14 protein-coding genes and 1 other annotated feature are annotated in these 15,722 nt (G+C 34.5%); of the genes, 11 read left to right on the top strand and 3 right to left on the bottom strand.

Going from position 1 to position 15,722, the window contains the following annotated elements:
* The first annotated feature begins 55 nt into the window (after positions 1 to 55).
* The 4 genes from ABEY15_RS03560 (at position 56) to pstA (ending at position 4,112) form a co-directional block, all read left to right on the top strand.
* Positions 56 to 952, top strand: a complete 897-nt coding sequence (locus ABEY15_RS03560) for a phosphate ABC transporter substrate-binding protein PstS family protein (protein ID WP_429888493.1) — start codon at positions 56 to 58, stop codon at positions 950 to 952.
* Positions 953 to 1,364: 412 nt separating this feature from the next.
* Complete coding sequence (locus ABEY15_RS03555) at positions 1,365 to 2,261, top strand: phosphate ABC transporter substrate-binding protein PstS family protein (RefSeq protein WP_429888491.1); 897 nt, start codon at positions 1,365 to 1,367, stop codon at positions 2,259 to 2,261.
* Positions 2,262 to 2,331: 70 nt separating this feature from the next.
* Positions 2,332 to 3,228: a phosphate ABC transporter permease subunit PstC gene (gene pstC / locus ABEY15_RS03550; RefSeq protein ID WP_429888490.1), complete on the top strand. Its 897-nt coding sequence runs from the start codon at positions 2,332 to 2,334 to the stop codon at positions 3,226 to 3,228.
* Complete coding sequence (gene pstA, locus ABEY15_RS03545) at positions 3,225 to 4,112, top strand: phosphate ABC transporter permease PstA (RefSeq protein WP_429888489.1); 888 nt, start codon at positions 3,225 to 3,227, stop codon at positions 4,110 to 4,112. The genes pstC and pstA overlap by 4 nt, the downstream gene beginning before the upstream one ends.
* A 109-nt stretch (positions 4,113 to 4,221) precedes the next feature.
* Here the strand turns inward: pstA and ABEY15_RS03540 are convergent, their stop codons facing one another.
* On the bottom strand, positions 4,222 to 4,464 hold the full coding sequence (locus tag ABEY15_RS03540) for a hypothetical protein (protein WP_429888487.1): 243 nt from the start codon (positions 4,462 to 4,464) through the stop codon (positions 4,222 to 4,224).
* A gap of 301 nt (positions 4,465 to 4,765) precedes the next feature.
* Positions 4,766 to 5,001, top strand: a binding site (T-box leader).
* A gap of 60 nt (positions 5,002 to 5,061) precedes the next feature.
* Here ABEY15_RS03540 and ABEY15_RS03535 point away from each other — a divergent pair.
* Together ABEY15_RS03535 and ABEY15_RS03530 are read left to right on the top strand one after the other, a co-directional pair.
* Positions 5,062 to 6,414 carry an amino acid permease gene (locus ABEY15_RS03535; protein WP_429888486.1) on the top strand — a complete coding sequence of 451 codons (1,353 nt, stop codon included), beginning with the start codon at positions 5,062 to 5,064 and terminating at the stop codon, positions 6,412 to 6,414.
* A gap of 277 nt (positions 6,415 to 6,691) precedes the next feature.
* The gene (locus tag ABEY15_RS03530) at positions 6,692 to 7,177 is read left to right on the top strand and encodes an ABC transporter permease (RefSeq protein WP_429888484.1); all 486 of its coding nucleotides are present in this window, start codon (positions 6,692 to 6,694) and stop codon (positions 7,175 to 7,177) included.
* Between the two features lie 470 nt (positions 7,178 to 7,647).
* On the opposite strand, the gene ABEY15_RS03525 is transcribed toward ABEY15_RS03530, so the two are convergent.
* Together ABEY15_RS03525 and ABEY15_RS03520 are read right to left on the bottom strand one after the other, a co-directional pair.
* Positions 7,648 to 9,006 carry a sensor histidine kinase gene (locus tag ABEY15_RS03525; RefSeq protein ID WP_429888482.1) on the bottom strand — a complete coding sequence of 453 codons (1,359 nt, stop codon included), beginning with the start codon at positions 9,004 to 9,006 and terminating at the stop codon, positions 7,648 to 7,650.
* Between the two features lie 128 nt (positions 9,007 to 9,134).
* Entirely contained in the window at positions 9,135 to 9,821 is a 687-nt protein-coding gene (locus ABEY15_RS03520; protein WP_429888480.1) for a response regulator transcription factor, read from the bottom strand.
* Between the two features lie 211 nt (positions 9,822 to 10,032).
* On the opposite strand from ABEY15_RS03520, the gene ABEY15_RS03515 reads away from it, so the two are divergent.
* The 5 genes from ABEY15_RS03515 to galE are packed head-to-tail and all read left to right on the top strand — an operon-like array spanning position 10,033 to position 15,573.
* Positions 10,033 to 12,252: a glycosyltransferase family 39 protein gene (locus ABEY15_RS03515; RefSeq protein ID WP_429888479.1), complete on the top strand. Its 2,220-nt coding sequence runs from the start codon at positions 10,033 to 10,035 to the stop codon at positions 12,250 to 12,252.
* A gap of 17 nt (positions 12,253 to 12,269) precedes the next feature.
* Positions 12,270 to 13,241, top strand: coding sequence for a glycosyltransferase family 2 protein (locus ABEY15_RS03510; protein WP_429888477.1), 972 nt, complete (start codon positions 12,270 to 12,272; stop codon positions 13,239 to 13,241).
* The gene (locus tag ABEY15_RS03505; RefSeq protein WP_429888475.1) at positions 13,238 to 13,642 is read left to right on the top strand and encodes a GtrA family protein; all 405 of its coding nucleotides are present in this window, start codon (positions 13,238 to 13,240) and stop codon (positions 13,640 to 13,642) included. The genes ABEY15_RS03510 and ABEY15_RS03505 overlap by 4 nt, the downstream gene beginning before the upstream one ends.
* A 3-nt stretch (positions 13,643 to 13,645) precedes the next feature.
* The gene (gene galU / locus ABEY15_RS03500; protein ID WP_429888474.1) at positions 13,646 to 14,542 is read left to right on the top strand and encodes a UTP--glucose-1-phosphate uridylyltransferase GalU; all 897 of its coding nucleotides are present in this window, start codon (positions 13,646 to 13,648) and stop codon (positions 14,540 to 14,542) included.
* Positions 14,543 to 14,583: 41 nt separating this feature from the next.
* A complete protein-coding gene (galE, locus tag ABEY15_RS03495) occupies positions 14,584 to 15,573 on the top strand; it encodes a UDP-glucose 4-epimerase GalE (RefSeq protein ID WP_429888473.1) in 990 nt (329 codons plus the stop codon).
* Positions 15,574 to 15,722 lie beyond the last annotated feature (149 nt).

Genomic DNA, 15,722 nt, shown 5'->3' with positions numbered 1-15,722 from the left:
TTTTTATAGTTAGAGATGTAGAAAATAATAACTTTCCTTAGGAGGACAAACAATAATGAAACGTGGATTAAAATTAACATTTGCAGCAATGGCTATTACAGGTATGTTAGCGGGATGTTCTAATAAAGATGAAAAAACAACTGGTAAGACTAATACAGATGATAAAAAAGTAGAATTAACAGGAACAATTGGTGCTGCAGGATCAACAGCATTACAACCACTAGCTGACGAAGCGGCTACTGAATTTATGGCGAAGTTCCCACAAGTTTCAATTACAGTTCAAGGTGGCGGTAGTGGTACTGGTGTAAACCAAGTATCTACAGGAGCAATTCAAATTGGTAACTCAGATGTACCAGCTGCTGAAAAATTAGAAGATAAATCTTTAGCAAGTTCATTAGTAGAAGCTAAAGTTGCTGGTGTTGGTTACTCAATGGTAACAAACAAAGACGTTGGTGTAGATTCACTTACACTTCAACAAATTGAAGATATTTTCGCTGGTAAAGTTGCAAACTGGAAAGAAGTTGGCGGTAAAGATGAGAAAATTAATGTAATTAATCGTCCAGCATCATCTGGTACTCGTGCAGCATTTGAAAAGAAAATTATGAAAGACGTTAAGATTAATGATGGCGTAGGAACAGTTCAAGATTCAAACGGTGCAGTTGAACAAGCTGTAAACTCTACTCCTGGAGCAATTTCTTATCTTGCTAACTCATATTTAATTGGCGATAAAAAAGATGCTTTAAAAACTGTGAAAATTGATGGAAAAGATTCTTCAACTGATAATATTACTTCTGGTGCATACCCATTCTATTCATATGAGTATATGATTACAAAAGGTGATGCAAAATCTCCAGTAAAAGAATATATTGAATTCATTAGTGGCGATGAATTTGCTGATAAGTTAGTTGAAATGGGGTATATCCCAGCTTCACAAATGTCAGGTTTACAATAATAATTCAATTTAAGCTGACTCGAAAGGTCTTTGACTTTTTGAGTCAGCTTTTTGTATTTCTTTTAGTATGTCAACAAAGAAGTAAATTTATAAATTTCACTTTGTGTTCGTATTTTTTAATATTCCCTACTCGCCACAGATCAGCACCTGAAACTACTTAAAAGTTAAGCTACTTTTAAGTAGTTTTCTTTTTTATATTTAGCAAGTTTTAATAAGCAATTAGTATTTTATCGTTACATTCAATGCCCATAAATCAATTAAACATACTACTACTTAAAAAGATTTACAATTTCTTTACGATTGATTAAAACTTGCTTAACTTAAAAACTTTAAAGTAGAGATTGTAAGAGATAACAAACAAAAATTAAAAACAAAATTAAAAATAAAAACAAACATTTTAGGGGGATTTAAAATGAAACGTGGATTAAAATTAACATTTGCAGCAATGGCTATTACAGGTATGTTAGCAGGATGTTCTAATAAAGATGAAAAAACAACTGGCAAGACTAATACAGATGATAAAAAAGTAGAATTAACAGGAACAATTGGTGCTGCAGGGTCAACAGCATTACAACCATTAGCAGACGAAGCGGCAACTGAATTTATGGCGAAGTACCCACAAGTATCAATTACAGTTCAAGGTGGCGGTAGTGGTACTGGTGTAAACCAAGTATCTACGGGAGCAATTCAAATTGGTAACTCGGATGTACCAGCTGCTGATAAATTAGAAGATAAATCTTTAGCAAGTTCATTAGTAGAAGCAAAAGTTGCTGGTGTTGGTTACTCAATGGTAACGAATAAAGATGTTGGTGTAGATTCACTTACACTTCAACAAATTGAAGATATTTTCGCTGGAAAAGTAACGAACTGGAAAGAAGTTGGCGGTAAAGATGAAAAAATTAATGTAATTAATCGTCCAGCATCATCTGGTACTCGTGCAGCGTTTGAAAAGAAAATTATGAAAGACGTTAAGATTAATGATGGCGTAGGAACTGTTCAAGACTCAAACGGTGCAGTTGAGCAAGCTGTAAACTCTACTCCTGGAGCAATCTCTTATCTTGCTAATTCATATTTAATCGGCGATAAAAAAGATGCATTAAAAACTGTGAAAATTGATGGAAAAGAATCTACTACAGACAATATCGTTGCAGGTGATTACCCATTCTATTCTTATGAGTACATGATTACAAAAGGCGATGCGAAATCTCCTGTAAAAGAATATATTGAATTTGTTAGTGGCGACGAGTTTTCTAATAAGTTAGTTGAGATGGGTTATATCCCGGCTTCAAAAATGACAGGTTTAGAATAATATAAAAAAATGGGAGTTGGTTTTATACCAACTCTCAAACTAATTTATTAATGGATGATAGGGGTTTATCATGAATTTCAAAAAAAGAAACTTTTTTCTAATTGAATACCTTGGAAGAACTCTTGTAACTTTATGTGGTTTCTTAATGATCGCTATTACAATTTCTATAATAGGTTTTATTGTTAGTAAAGGAATCCAATCATTTTCAGTAAATCATATATCGTTAAGTGAAATTTTATTTTCAAAACATTGGAGTCCAAATAATGCTTCGAACCCAACATATGGTGCTTTAATCTTTATTGTTGGATCAATTCTAGTATCTGTTGGTGCTGTAATTATCGCTGCACCAATTGCGATTGCATTAGCAATTTTCATGAATTTTATTTCACCGAAGTTTGGTGAAAAAGTATTAATTCCAGTATTGGAAATTCTAGTTGGTATTCCATCAGTAGTTTATGGATTTCTTGGCGTAACCATATTAGTTCCTCTTCTTAGAAATACAGTAGGTGGCGTAGGGTTTAGCTTAATTGCAGGGATTATTGTGCTTAGTATCATGATTTTACCTACAATTGCAAGTATAGCATCTGATGCTGTCCGAGCTGTTCCTAGAACATATTTAGAGGCATCATACGGACTAGGTTCAACTAGATGGCAAGCAATTAAGTTGGCAATTGTACCAGCTGCAAAAACAAACATTTTAACTGCAATCGTTTTAGGTCTTGCTCGTGCTTTTGGTGAAGCGTTAGCAGTACAAATGGTAATCGGAAATACAGTTAAGTTCCCTAATGGTATTTTTGACCCAACGGCAACATTAACAGGAATTTTAACAATGGATATGGCAAATACATTAAACGGTACAGCATGGAATAACACTCTATGGACTCTAGCAATGATCTTACTTCTAATATCCTTCCTCTTTATACTAGTTATTCGATTAATTGGACGAAAAGGAGGATATGAATCATGATGGCAAGAAAAATGGATAAGATATGGACGGGAATACTTTGTTTAATAGCTGGTTTAGTTGTAATACTATTATTATTTTTATTAAGCGAAATTATTTTTAAAGGTTGGGGATTCTGGGACTTTAATTTCCTGTTTGGAAAACCTAGTAATATTCAAGCCGGTGGTGGGATCGGACCACAACTTTTTAATTCATTTTATATCTTAGTGTTAACATTAATTATTTCAGTTCCAATTGGAGTAGGAGCTGGGATTTATATGGCAGAATATGCAAAACCAGGTCGTTTTTTAAATTTCTTAAGATTATGTATTGAAACGTTGGCTTCATTACCTTCAATCGTAGTAGGTTTATTCGGTTTATTAGTATTTGTAACGATGACTGGATGGGGTTACACTTTAATTGGTGGTGCACTTGCGATTTCAATCTTAAATCTTCCAGGTTTAACAAGAATAAGTGAAACAGCGTTATTAAATGTTCCTAAAACTAGTAAAGAAGGTAGTCTTGGATTAGGAGCTACAAAGTGGCAAACTATTACTAAAATTAGTATCCCAACAGCAATTCCACAATTAATTACGGGAATTATTTTAGCAGCTGGAAGAATTTTTGGAGAAGCAGCGGCATTAATTTATACTGCTGGACTTACAACGCCGATTCTAAATAATGCTGCTCCATTAAATACACCAATGAACCCGTTTAATATTTTTAGACCAGCAGAAACGTTAACAGTTCATATCTGGAAATTAAATTCAGAAGGTATAGTTCCAGATGCGCAAAGCATTGCTACAAAATCTGCTGCAGTCTTAATTGTAATGATCCTTTTATTTAATCTATTTGCTAGATTGTTTGCAAAGTTTTTAAATAGACGCTTTACAGGAGCAAAAAGATAATCAAATATGTATTTTTAAAAATCTCTATGGAAGATTCCGTAGAGATTTTTTGTATTAGTTGGGAGTGCTATTTTGATTAAAAATATTATTGTTATGTAACAATTAAAAGTTAAGCGTTTTTTATTTTATCAACCTCACTGAGTAATGTTTCCAAATGTTTTAAAATTGTCTTAGCTATCTGGTGTTCTTTATTTTGTTCTAACTGTTCTTTAGCAGCTTTAGATAATTCAGTATAATCGTGATGTGAATTTTGGTTATGCTTATCATTGGCTTCTGAAAAGTTGAAAGCATTGCTAAGCTTAAGACTTATTTCATTGTGTATACTTTTCAAACTTTCAATCATTTCATTCATTCTTGGCACTCTCCATTTCTTTTAGTCATTTTATTCATAGTTGGTCTTCACATGTGACCACTAAAAATGTATTGATAAATAGTCATATTTGAAACAAATATCGTTTGATTTATTTGGATTTTCGGGCTAACGAAATTGACAGATGATACTTCAAAAAAGGATTTCACGGATCTATTTTGCTATTGAACCAATAAGCTTATGATTTGTTTTTTGAAAATTATTATCCTAAAAAAACTGTTGACAAGTTTGCTTCACGTCCGTATAGTATTAGTTATTATAAAAAATATTCAGAAATATTTATCAAAACGCAAAGATCAGGAGTAGTAAAAGTTAATTATTAGGTTAAGAGAGCTGCGGGTTGGTGCAACGCAGTCCAATGATACTTTGAACTTGCCTGGGAGTGGTAAAGCGAAAGATTAGATTTAATCTTTTCTCTTGTTTTAACGATTGACCTTCGTTACAAGGTTTTTAAAGTAGGGTTCACAAAAGAGCCAATAAGAGTGGTACCGCGGTAAGCTAAGGCATATCGTCTCTTTCTTCATTTGATTATGAAGAATGAGATGATATGCCTTTTTTGATTTTTTGGGAGGTTAGGATATGAAAACGGAAAAACGGAATTTACAAAGAACAATGACGTCAAGACATATTACGATGATGGCATTAGGAGGTGCCATTGGGGCAGGTTTATTTAAGGGAAGTAGTTCAGCAATTGATATGGCAGGCCCATCCATAATAATTGCTTACTTGCTAGGAGGCATCATCTTATTATTTATCTTGCAAGGTTTAGCTGAAATGGCAGTTCGCAATAGCGATGCAAGAACATTCAGGGATCTTGTCCAATCTATTTTAGGAAAGTATCCTGCTTATTTCCTTGATTGGATCTATTGGAAAATGTGGGTATTGAACATCACGGCCGAATCAATCGTTGCTGCCATTTTCATTCAATATTGGTTGCCTGACTATCCAATCTGGATACTGGCATTAGTTGTTTCGGTGGTAGTTACAACAATAAACTTGCTGTCAGTAAAGGTTTTTGCTGAAACGGAGTACTGGCTTGCCTTAATTAAAATTACTGTCATCATTGTGTTCATCCTAGCTGGATTAGTGTTGTTGCTAGTGAATTTTGGTGATCACAAAGCAGTAGGTTTCCATAACTTAACAGATCATGGCGGTTTCTTTCCGAATGGATCAACAGGTTTAATCTCAGCTATGCTGGTGGTAATTTATTCATATGGTGGTACTGAAATTATCGGGGTTACATTAGCAGAAACGAAAAATCCCGAAAAAGTGGTTCCAAAAGCCGTTCGAAGTACATTGGTCAGAATTATTTCTTTTTATATCATTCCATTTTTCATCATCGTTAGTTTAATTCCTTGGAACAAAGTAAACGGGGTGCCTGAAAGTCCATTTGTGATGGTCTTTAAAATGATAGGGATACCTGGTGCTGACCATATTATGAACGCCGTTGTTTTAATAGCGATTATTTCATCGATGAACTCTGGATTATATGGTTCATCCCGCGTTCTGTATACGCAAGCTGCGGACGGTCGCATTCCGAGAATCTTTTCAAGATTATCTAAGAGGAAAGTTCCTGTATACGCAATATTAATGTGTACTTCCACTTTACTTGGCGGTGTACTAATTTCCTTATTTGCAGGAAGCAAGACCTTTGATTTCCTAATGGGATCGCTAGGATATACCGTATTATTCATCTGGTTGATCATTGCCTTTGCCCATTTGAAATCACGTAAACAGTCATCTGGAAAAACAGGTGACTATTTGGTTAAATGGTTCCCATATACGACTTGGGCTGTGATAATCGCTTTAATGATGATTCTAATTGGAATCATATTCACGACACCAATCATCGTAACGATTATTACACTTTGCATCTATATCTTTATTACCATAACGTATTTATGGAAAAAACGCCTTAACATGAACTTGTAGAAAGGATAGTAGTAATAATTGAAATAGATGTTGTGGCAGTTCATGTAGCGACTATGCTATACATGTTCTTCAATTAATAGGTGCTTTACTCTAATGAGTAAAGCCCTTTTTTTGATTAGTAGATCAAAAAGTTAATTTAACGGAACCTATAAGTTAATAAGATTTAGGTCGCCATAAATAGTACTCGTACAAGGACAAGCATACAATCACTTAAGCCTGGTCTCAATATAATGATAGGAGTTTATTAGAGAGTGAAGTGAAAAGTGTGCCTCCAAAAATGAAAAAACAAAATGATTCAAATGAAGAGAATAAAGAGAATATTAATATTGCATCGGCTTTTAGAGCTGTTAGTAATGCAAATCAAACTGTTCCTGAAAACACTTTTGTAAAAGTGAATTATCAACTTAAACAATTTGATTTAGCAAATGAATATAATCCATTTAACTCAGTTTTTAGACCTAAAAATAATGGGGTCTATTTAATTTCTGCTACGATTTCTTTTATCCCAAATAACAACAATGTCAACTATAGAGCACGGATCGAAATTCGTGTGAATGGAAGACCCGCAATCGCGATTGATAATGATTTCTTTGGTCCAATTAACTTCGGAAATGCTGTTAATGTTTCGACGATACAGAAACTTAATGCTTTGGATAAGGTTGAGGTTTTTGCACAAAGTAGCATTGCTGGTGTAATCGGAGCAAATGTAAATGGTGAAGTTAGTACTCATTTTGAAGCTGCGAGATTTCCGTCTCCATCATAATTAGATTAAATAAATAACGGTGTTTTAGAAGGCTTGCTTATTGCAAGCCTTTTTTTGTAGGTCTTAAAAAACAAAGAATCCACCTTATAAGGTGGATTTAAACTGGTGAAAAATGAGTTCGTCGATTGGCGTTCTGCAAAATTTCATACCCATAAACGAATTATGAGTACGTATTTTTCAACATCTTGCTATTTAACTTTCTCATGAAGCAGTTATGAGGAAGCATATTACAATTTTTAGCTATTTAACTTCCTCATGAAGCAGTTATGAGGAAGCATATTACAATTTTTAGTAATTTAACTTCCTCATGAAGCAGTCATGAGGAAGCATATTACAGTTTTTAGTAATTTAATTTCCTCATGAAGCAGTCATGAGGAAGCATATTATAATCTTTTGCTATTGTACTTCTCATGAACCAGTTATGAGCCAGCACATTTTAATTTATTGCTTACGATAAATCAAATACATATTCAAATCGGCAATTGAACAATAAATGTACTACCTTCACCTAATACACTTTCTACTATTATATTACCGCCGTGAGCATTAGCGATTGATTGGGTAATGGATAAACCTAGGCCAGCGCCACCATATTTTCTAGTGCGGGAGCTGTCGCTTCGGTAAAATCTTTCAAATAGATGGGGTAGGTGTGCTTCGTCGATACCTGAACCGTTATCACTAATGATGATTTCTGCAAATGGGGTAGGTGTGTTATTGATAACAAGTGATAATTTAATAGTTCCTTTTGTTGGATCAGTGTGTTGGACGGCATTTTGAAATATGTTTAAGATAATTTGTTTAATTTTATCAGGATCGTACATTCCATTAATGTTGGCTGTTAAATCAAATTGTACATTGCGGTTAGCTGCTAATATTCGAAGTTGTGGTTCCATTTCTGAAATTAGTTCGTCAAGTCGAGTGTCAATTAGATTCATTTCTGGTGCACGGTCAAGTTTTGCTAGGAGTAATAAATCCTCTACTAGTTTTTTAATTCTTGTTGATTCTCCAAGCATGCTATTCAGTGCGGCATATAGTTGTTCAGGTTTATCAGCAGCTCCACGTAATAGTACTTCTAAAAATCCATGTATTGATGTTAAAGGTGTACGAAGTTCATGAGATGCATCTGCGATGAAGCGGCGCATTTGCTCTTTTGCTTCTCGCTCAGATTTAAATGAAGTTTCTAGTCGTTTCAGCATGTTGTTAAATGATTCAGCTAATCGGTCAATCTCTTCTTGTCCTTGATTAACTGGAAAATGTTCTGTTAAGTTTCCGGCATTCGTTCGTTCTACTGCTGTCACCATTTTATTTAATGGTACTAGTGTCCTACGTAGTGCGGGAATATAAAGGGCAAGTCCGCCGGCTAATGCTAATAAAGATAAACTTCCAAAGATGAAAAGCTGCTGTAGTAAAACATCTTTTATAGGACTTGTTTCAATTCCCATTTGAACAATTCCTTCAAAATGATCAGGTCTTCCAAATGGTTGGAAGACAATTAACTGTTGTACACCTTTTTCATTTTTTACTACTTGGTAACCTACGGGCTTTCTATTTTTAAATTTATTTACTATTTTCTTATATTCGTTCTTTGTGAGACATTGAGTGGTTAGGTTACTTTCTTTTGCTAAATTAAGACATTTACCATTTGCATCGATGAAAGCTAATGACATATTAGGTAAAAATAATATTCGATTTTTTGGGTTATCGTCATTTATTATTGGTTTTTCTGGTTTTTGGATAAAGTCATTTGGTAGTGAATATTGTTTTGAGAGTACATCCCATGGTATAGATCGTAATTGAGCATTTAAAGACTCAGCTTGATTTCGATACATAAATTGTTTCATTAAGACGTATTGGAGCCCGCCTATTAACAATAGTAGACTGGCTAATATGAATAATGACTTAGAGAATAGTTGATATTTAAGTGAGTTTGGTGAGAGAATTCTTTTAAACTGTTTTATCATAGTAAGTCGATTCGATAACCGGCACCCCTTAGTGTTCGGATTAATCGGTGTTCCTTATCATTTAATTTATCTCTTAACGAGCGGATATAAACTTCTACAATATTCTCTTCGCCCCCAAATTGATAGCCCCAAACTTTATCTAAAATCATCGCTTTACTTAAGACGATTCCATGGTTTAACACTAAGTATTTGAGAAGTTCATATTCAGTTGGTGATAGCTCAAGTGCTTTCTTTTGATAATTAATTTCTTTCCTTTTGTCATCAATTCGAAAAGGACCTATAATAACTTCACTAAAAAGGCTAGGGAATTGATTTCTGATTCTAGCTTCTATTCTTGCTAGTAATTCGTCAAAACTAAATGGTTTGGCAACATAATCATCAGCTCCGATTTTTAGGCCTTTCACTCGATCTTCTACTTCGTCCTTCGCTGTTAACATAATAATGGCAAGATCTAGTCCTAATTTTTTTAACATTTTGCAAGTCTCAAATCCATCCATGCCAGGCATCATAATATCTAAGATCGCGACATGTGGTTTAAATTGTTGAGCTATATTAATTGCGCTGATTCCATCTGATGCTGTCTCTATAATAAAGCCTTCATTTTCAAGGCCTAATTGTAAAAACTGCAATATATGTGGTTCGTCATCTACAAGCAGTATTTTAATCCCCTTTATTGTTGTCATCTATATTTACCTTCCAATACTAATTTTTACTCATATATTAGCACAAATAAAATTGCTTTTCGTAGATGTGGTTAAGCTTTCAGCAAACTTTCAGTTAGCACTCATGGAGAATTCAGTTTTACAAGGCACAATGGTTTTAAGTAAACAAAGACAATGTGCATGCAGCAAAAAATTGTTCAAATGAATTTTAAATTATAGGAGTGATCTAACAATGTTCTCAAAATGGAAATCACGATTAGATGTCCCATTGATCTTAATCGTACTACTTTCAGCAATTCTTAATGGGTATAACATTTGGACGGATAAATACGTAAATTCGTATTACACGTCGGCAGTCGCAAGTATGCTTCAAAGCTTCCACAATTTCTTTTTTGCATCTTTTGATCCTGGAGGTTACGTAACGGTAGATAAACCACCGGTTACATTTTGGATTCAAACAATTAGTGCTTATATATTTGGTTTACATGGTTGGAGTGTTATTCTTCCACAAGCCTTATCAGGAGTAGGTTCAGTACTTTTAATTTATGTGATGGTGAAGCCGACATTCGGTAAAACGGCCGCTAGATTAAGTGCATTAGCACTTGCGATTACACCAGTTTTAGTAGCAGTTAGTCGAACAAATAATATCGATAGCATGCTTGTCTTTACTTTATTACTCGGATCATGGTTCCTATTTAAAGGGCTTAAGAAAAATAAATTATGGTATGTACTTGTTGCTTTTGCAATGATCGGTGTTGGTTTCAATGAAAAAATGCTACAAGCGTATATGGTTTTACCAGCGTTTTATTTACTGTATTGGATTGCGGCAAAAGTTAATTGGAAAAAGAAACTTGGCATTTTGGCTTTAGCGACATCTGTCCTTTTAGCTGTTTCACTTTCATGGGCCGTAATTGTCGATTCAATCCCAGCAAGTAAACGTCCTTATATAGGGAGTAGCCAAACGAATTCAGTGCTTGAACTTGCATTTGGTTATAACGGTGTCTCACGTTTAGTTGGTATGGATGGAGGTGGAGGAAAACCACCTAGTCAAAATAATAACAATTCCCAAAATAGCACCGAGAATAGTACATCTCAAAATAGTGGTAGTACTAGTACTTCAAATGATACAGCTTCAAATAATGCATTAACTCAAGGACAAAATGCGATGCCAGAAGGAGCACCAAGCTTCAATAAAGATGGAGGTCCGAATGGTAAAAGTGGTGGCGGTATGTTTAATACTGGAACAGCTGGGCCATTTCGTTTGTTCCAATCTGAGCTTTCAGGACAAGCGAGTTGGTTAATTCCATTTGTATTATTTGGTTTAGTTGGGATTTTCATTGATTTACGCAAAAAGAATTTTACACAAAAACATAAAGAAGCATTATTTTGGACGGCTTGGTTAGTGCCAGTTATGGGGTTCTTCAGTGTTGCGGGCTTTTTCCATCAATATTATTTAATCATGCTTGCTCCACCAGTTGCAGCACTTGCTGGGACGGGGTGGTCAAAGCTTTTCGAACTTTATCGTAGCAAGTTAAATTGGAAATCTTTCTTGCTACCAGCGGCTATTTTTATTACTTCAATTTTCGAATGGTACATCGTTCATCCATATGATTCAATTATTGGAATTGGTTGGTCGTTAGCGATTTTACTATTAGGTATTGGTGTAACAATTTGGCTTTCAATCATGAAGGCAAGTGAAAGCCGTATGGAATTTATGGCAGCAATCATAGGGTTTTTTGTTTTACTAATCGGACCTATTTACTGGGCATTTACGCCAATTACTTATGGACAAAGTAGTATGTTACCTGCAGCAGTTCCTACGTCAACAATGGGTAATTTTGGAGGTGCCCCTAGTGGAATAAACGGTAATATGCCTCCAGAAAATATGCCAGATGGAATGCCGGGTCAAGGTCAACAGGACGGAAATGCACAAGGCGATATGCCAGGACAAGGTCAACAGGATGGAAATACACAAGGCGATATACCAGGACAAGGTCAGCAGGACGGAAATATGCAAGGTGGTATGTCAGGTCAAGGCACTAATAAAAATGGTGGTGGCATGGGTAATGAGCAAATAGATCAGAAAACGTACTCATATCTTACGAAAAGTAATTCTGGTGAGAAATTCTTATTTGCTACTGCTGATTACAGTACTGCCGCAGCTTATATTATTGAAACTGGTAAATCAGTAATGGCAATGGGCGGGTTCTCAGGGTCGGACCCAATTCTAACAGTTGATAAACTTGAAAAACTAGTGAAAGAAGGAAAAGTGAAATACTTCATGATTTCTGACGGAATGGGCGGTGGCCGAGGAGGAAGTTCTGAAATTACAGAATGGATTAAAAAGCATGGTAAAGAGATTTCTTCTGATAAATGGCAGTCTAAATCTGATAGTAGCAATGGTATGGGCTTCCCAGGTGGAAGTAAGAAGCTTTACAAAGTTTCACTATAAAAAGGAGGGACTTTAATATGTCAGTAGTTAAATATTCGGTCATTATTCCAATGTATAACGAAGAAGCAGTTATTCAAGAAACATATAGACAATTAAAAAAAGTTATGAATAGTGCAGGTGATCCATACGAATTAATCTTTATTAATGATGGAAGTAAAGATCGTTCTGTAGACATCATAAAGGATTATTGTGGTTGGGATCATACAGTGAAACTAATTGATTTTTCTAGGAACTTTGGGCATCAAATTGCAATTTCAGCTGGAATGGATTATGCATCAGGAAAGGCAGTGATTATCATTGACGCGGATCTTCAAGATCCGCCCAACTTGATCCTAGATATGATTGCAAAATGGAAGGAAGGCTATGAAGTAGTTTATGCAAAACGAGTAAAGCGAAATGGTGAGACTTTATTCAAAAAATGGTCAGCTACTATGTTTTACAGAATTTTAAGGGCATCTACTGATATCTCAATTCCTGTTGATACTGGTGACTTTAGATTAATGGATCGTAAAGTCTGTGATGAAATGAAGCAACTATCTGAAAACAATCGCTTTGTACGTGGTCTTGTAAGCTGGGTAGGATTTAGACAAACTGCAATTGAATATGAGCGAGACGAGAGATTGGCTGGGGAAACAAAGTATCCACTAAAAAAAATGATTAAGCTTTGTTTGGATGGTATCACATCTTTCTCTTATAAGCCTTTAAAACTAGCAGGTTATTTAGGCGTACTTCTATCAAGCTTAGGTTTTCTTTATATGATTTACGTAATTTATTTAGCGTTATTTACTGACTCGGTTATAAAAGGTTGGTCGTCGTTAATTAGTATCATGCTTCTATTTAATGGATTTGTCCTTATTATCCTAGGAATTCTTGGTGAATATGTAGGAAGAATTTATGATGAAACGAAGGGGCGACCGTTATATATTGTTCGAGAGTTACAAGGGTTAGAGAAAGAAAAATCTAAAAGAAACCTAGATTACCAAACATGATGAAGCAACTTAAAAGCTTAGTGAAGTTTGGAATTGTTGGACTGTTAAACACAGGTGTAGATTTCATTGTGTTTACTTTACTAATCTATGTCTTTACAAATTTACCATATGTATTCGCACAAGTGATCTCGTACACTTGTGGAATTTTTAATAGCTATCTATTGAACAAAAGCTGGACATTTAAATCTAAAAATCAAAATAGTAATCAAGAAAAAATACGCTTTGTCATCGTTAATTTGCTCACACTTCTTTTGACTCTTTTCATTTTAAAAGTATGTAGTGGATGGGTTGGATTATCAGTCATAGTAAGTAAATTAGTAGCAACCTGTATCAGCGTATTAGTGAATTATGCCGGAAGTCGTTATTGGGTATTTAATCAATCTAAAGTGGGAGGAGTTTAATTAATGAAAATAAGAAAAGCTGTTATTCCAGCAGCAGGTTTAGGAACTAGATTTTTACCTGCTACAAAAGCACAAGCAAAAGAAATGATGCCAATCGTTGATAAGCCAGCGATTCAATATATTGTCGAAGAAGCGGTTCAATCAGGGATAGAAAGTGTCATTATTGTAACTGATAGAAACAAAAAATCAATTGAGGATCATTTTGATAAATCTTTTGAACTAGAACAATCTCTTTTTATGAGTGGAAAGCTAGATACGTTAAAAGTCGTACAGAATATCAGTGAAATGGCTAATATACATTATATCCGCCAAAGAGAGCCTTTAGGGTTAGGGCATGCCATACTGTGTGCTGAGCAGTTTATTGGTGATGAACCTTTTGCAGTATTACTTGGAGACGATATTATGATTTCGGATCCTCCAGCCCTTCAGCAAATGATTCATTTATATGAAGAAACTGGTAAACAAGTCATTGGAGTCAATCCAGTTCCAACATCAGAAGTAAATAAATACGGAATCATCTCTTCATCAATGATTAACAAAAATATACATGATGTATTTGGGTTAATTGAAAAACCAGATCCATTGGAGGCCCCTTCAAATATGGCAATTATGGGTAGATATGTTTTAAACCCATCTATTTTTCCTATTCTTAAATCATTAGAAAAGGGAGCGGGTGGTGAATATCAATTAACAGATGCTCTTCATAAAAGTTGTATTCTAGAAGGATTGCTCGCTCTTGAACTTTCAGGTAATCGATATGATATAGGTGATAAACTTGGTTATTTAAAAGCAATTATGGAAATCGGCCTACAGAGGGAAGATTTATATCCGCAATTACTTCCATATTTAAAAGGATTAATTGAAGAGAAGATTTCAACTAGTCATCATAAATTTGGTTAAAAATTATTATTTATTCTATATAGGATTGGAGATGAATTTTAATGAGGATCTTAGTTGTAGGTGGTGCTGGATATATTGGATCACATGCGGTTTATCAGCTAATTGAAAAAGGTATGGAAGTTGTGGTAGTTGACAATCTTCAGACTGGTCATGAAAAAGCTGTTCATCCTAAGGCATCTTTTTATAGAGGAGATATTCGGAATAAATCGTTTTTAAGAGAAGTGTTTCGAATTGAAAGGATTGAAGGGGTTATTCATTTCGCAGCAAATTCATTAGTTGGTGAATCAATGGAAAAACCAATTCAGTATTTTGATAATAATGTTTATGGTACGCAAGTTCTTTTAGATGTAATGAATGAGTTTCAAGTTAAATACATTGTATTTTCTTCTTCAGCTGCAACGTACGGAAAGCAAAAACAAATTCCAATTACCGAAGATTTACACACGAATCCTACAAATACTTACGGTGAAACAAAGCTAATGATGGAAAAAATGATGAATTGGTGTGATCAAGCATATGGTATAAAATTCATTGCACTTCGTTATTTTAATGTTGCTGGTGCAAGAGAAACAGGTGAGATTGGTGAAGACCATACACCTGAGACACATTTAATTCCTTCTATTTTACAGGTGGCTTTAGGACAGCGGGAACAGATCACCGTTTTTGGAGATGATTATGATACACCGGATGGTACTTGCATTCGTGATTATATTCATGTGGAAGATTTAGTTAATGCTCACACTTTAGCGCTAAGTTATTTAATAAGTGGTGGAGAAAGTAATGTTTTCAATTTAGGCAATAATAAAGGTTTTTCGGTTAAAGAAATTATAGATGCAGTTTGCGAAGTTACAAACAAATCTATCTCTTTAAAAATAGGAGAAAGACGCCAGGGTGATCCTGATATATTAATCGCTTCATCCGAAAAAGCAAAAAAAGTTTTAGGTTGGTATCCAAAGCGGAACGATATTCGTCAAATTATAGCTGATTCATGGAACTGGCATAAGAGTCACCCAATTGGTTATGGAGATTGAATCTCCACATGTTGACTAAAATTTTTAGTATTAACAAAAAGAATTTATTACGTAATTACACAAAGCAAAGTTATAAAGTTTTACGATTATGATCTCCTAATAAAAAGGGGATCATTTTTTTAAATAAATTCTAATATAACGATTTAAAA

The sequence above is a fragment of the Gottfriedia acidiceleris genome (assembly GCF_050457485.1).
Classification (GTDB): Bacteria; Bacillota; Bacilli; order Bacillales; family Bacillaceae_G; genus Gottfriedia; species Gottfriedia acidiceleris_D.
The sequence above is the reverse complement of the archived record's forward strand: the minus strand, read 5'-3'. Positions and strand labels throughout refer to the sequence as shown.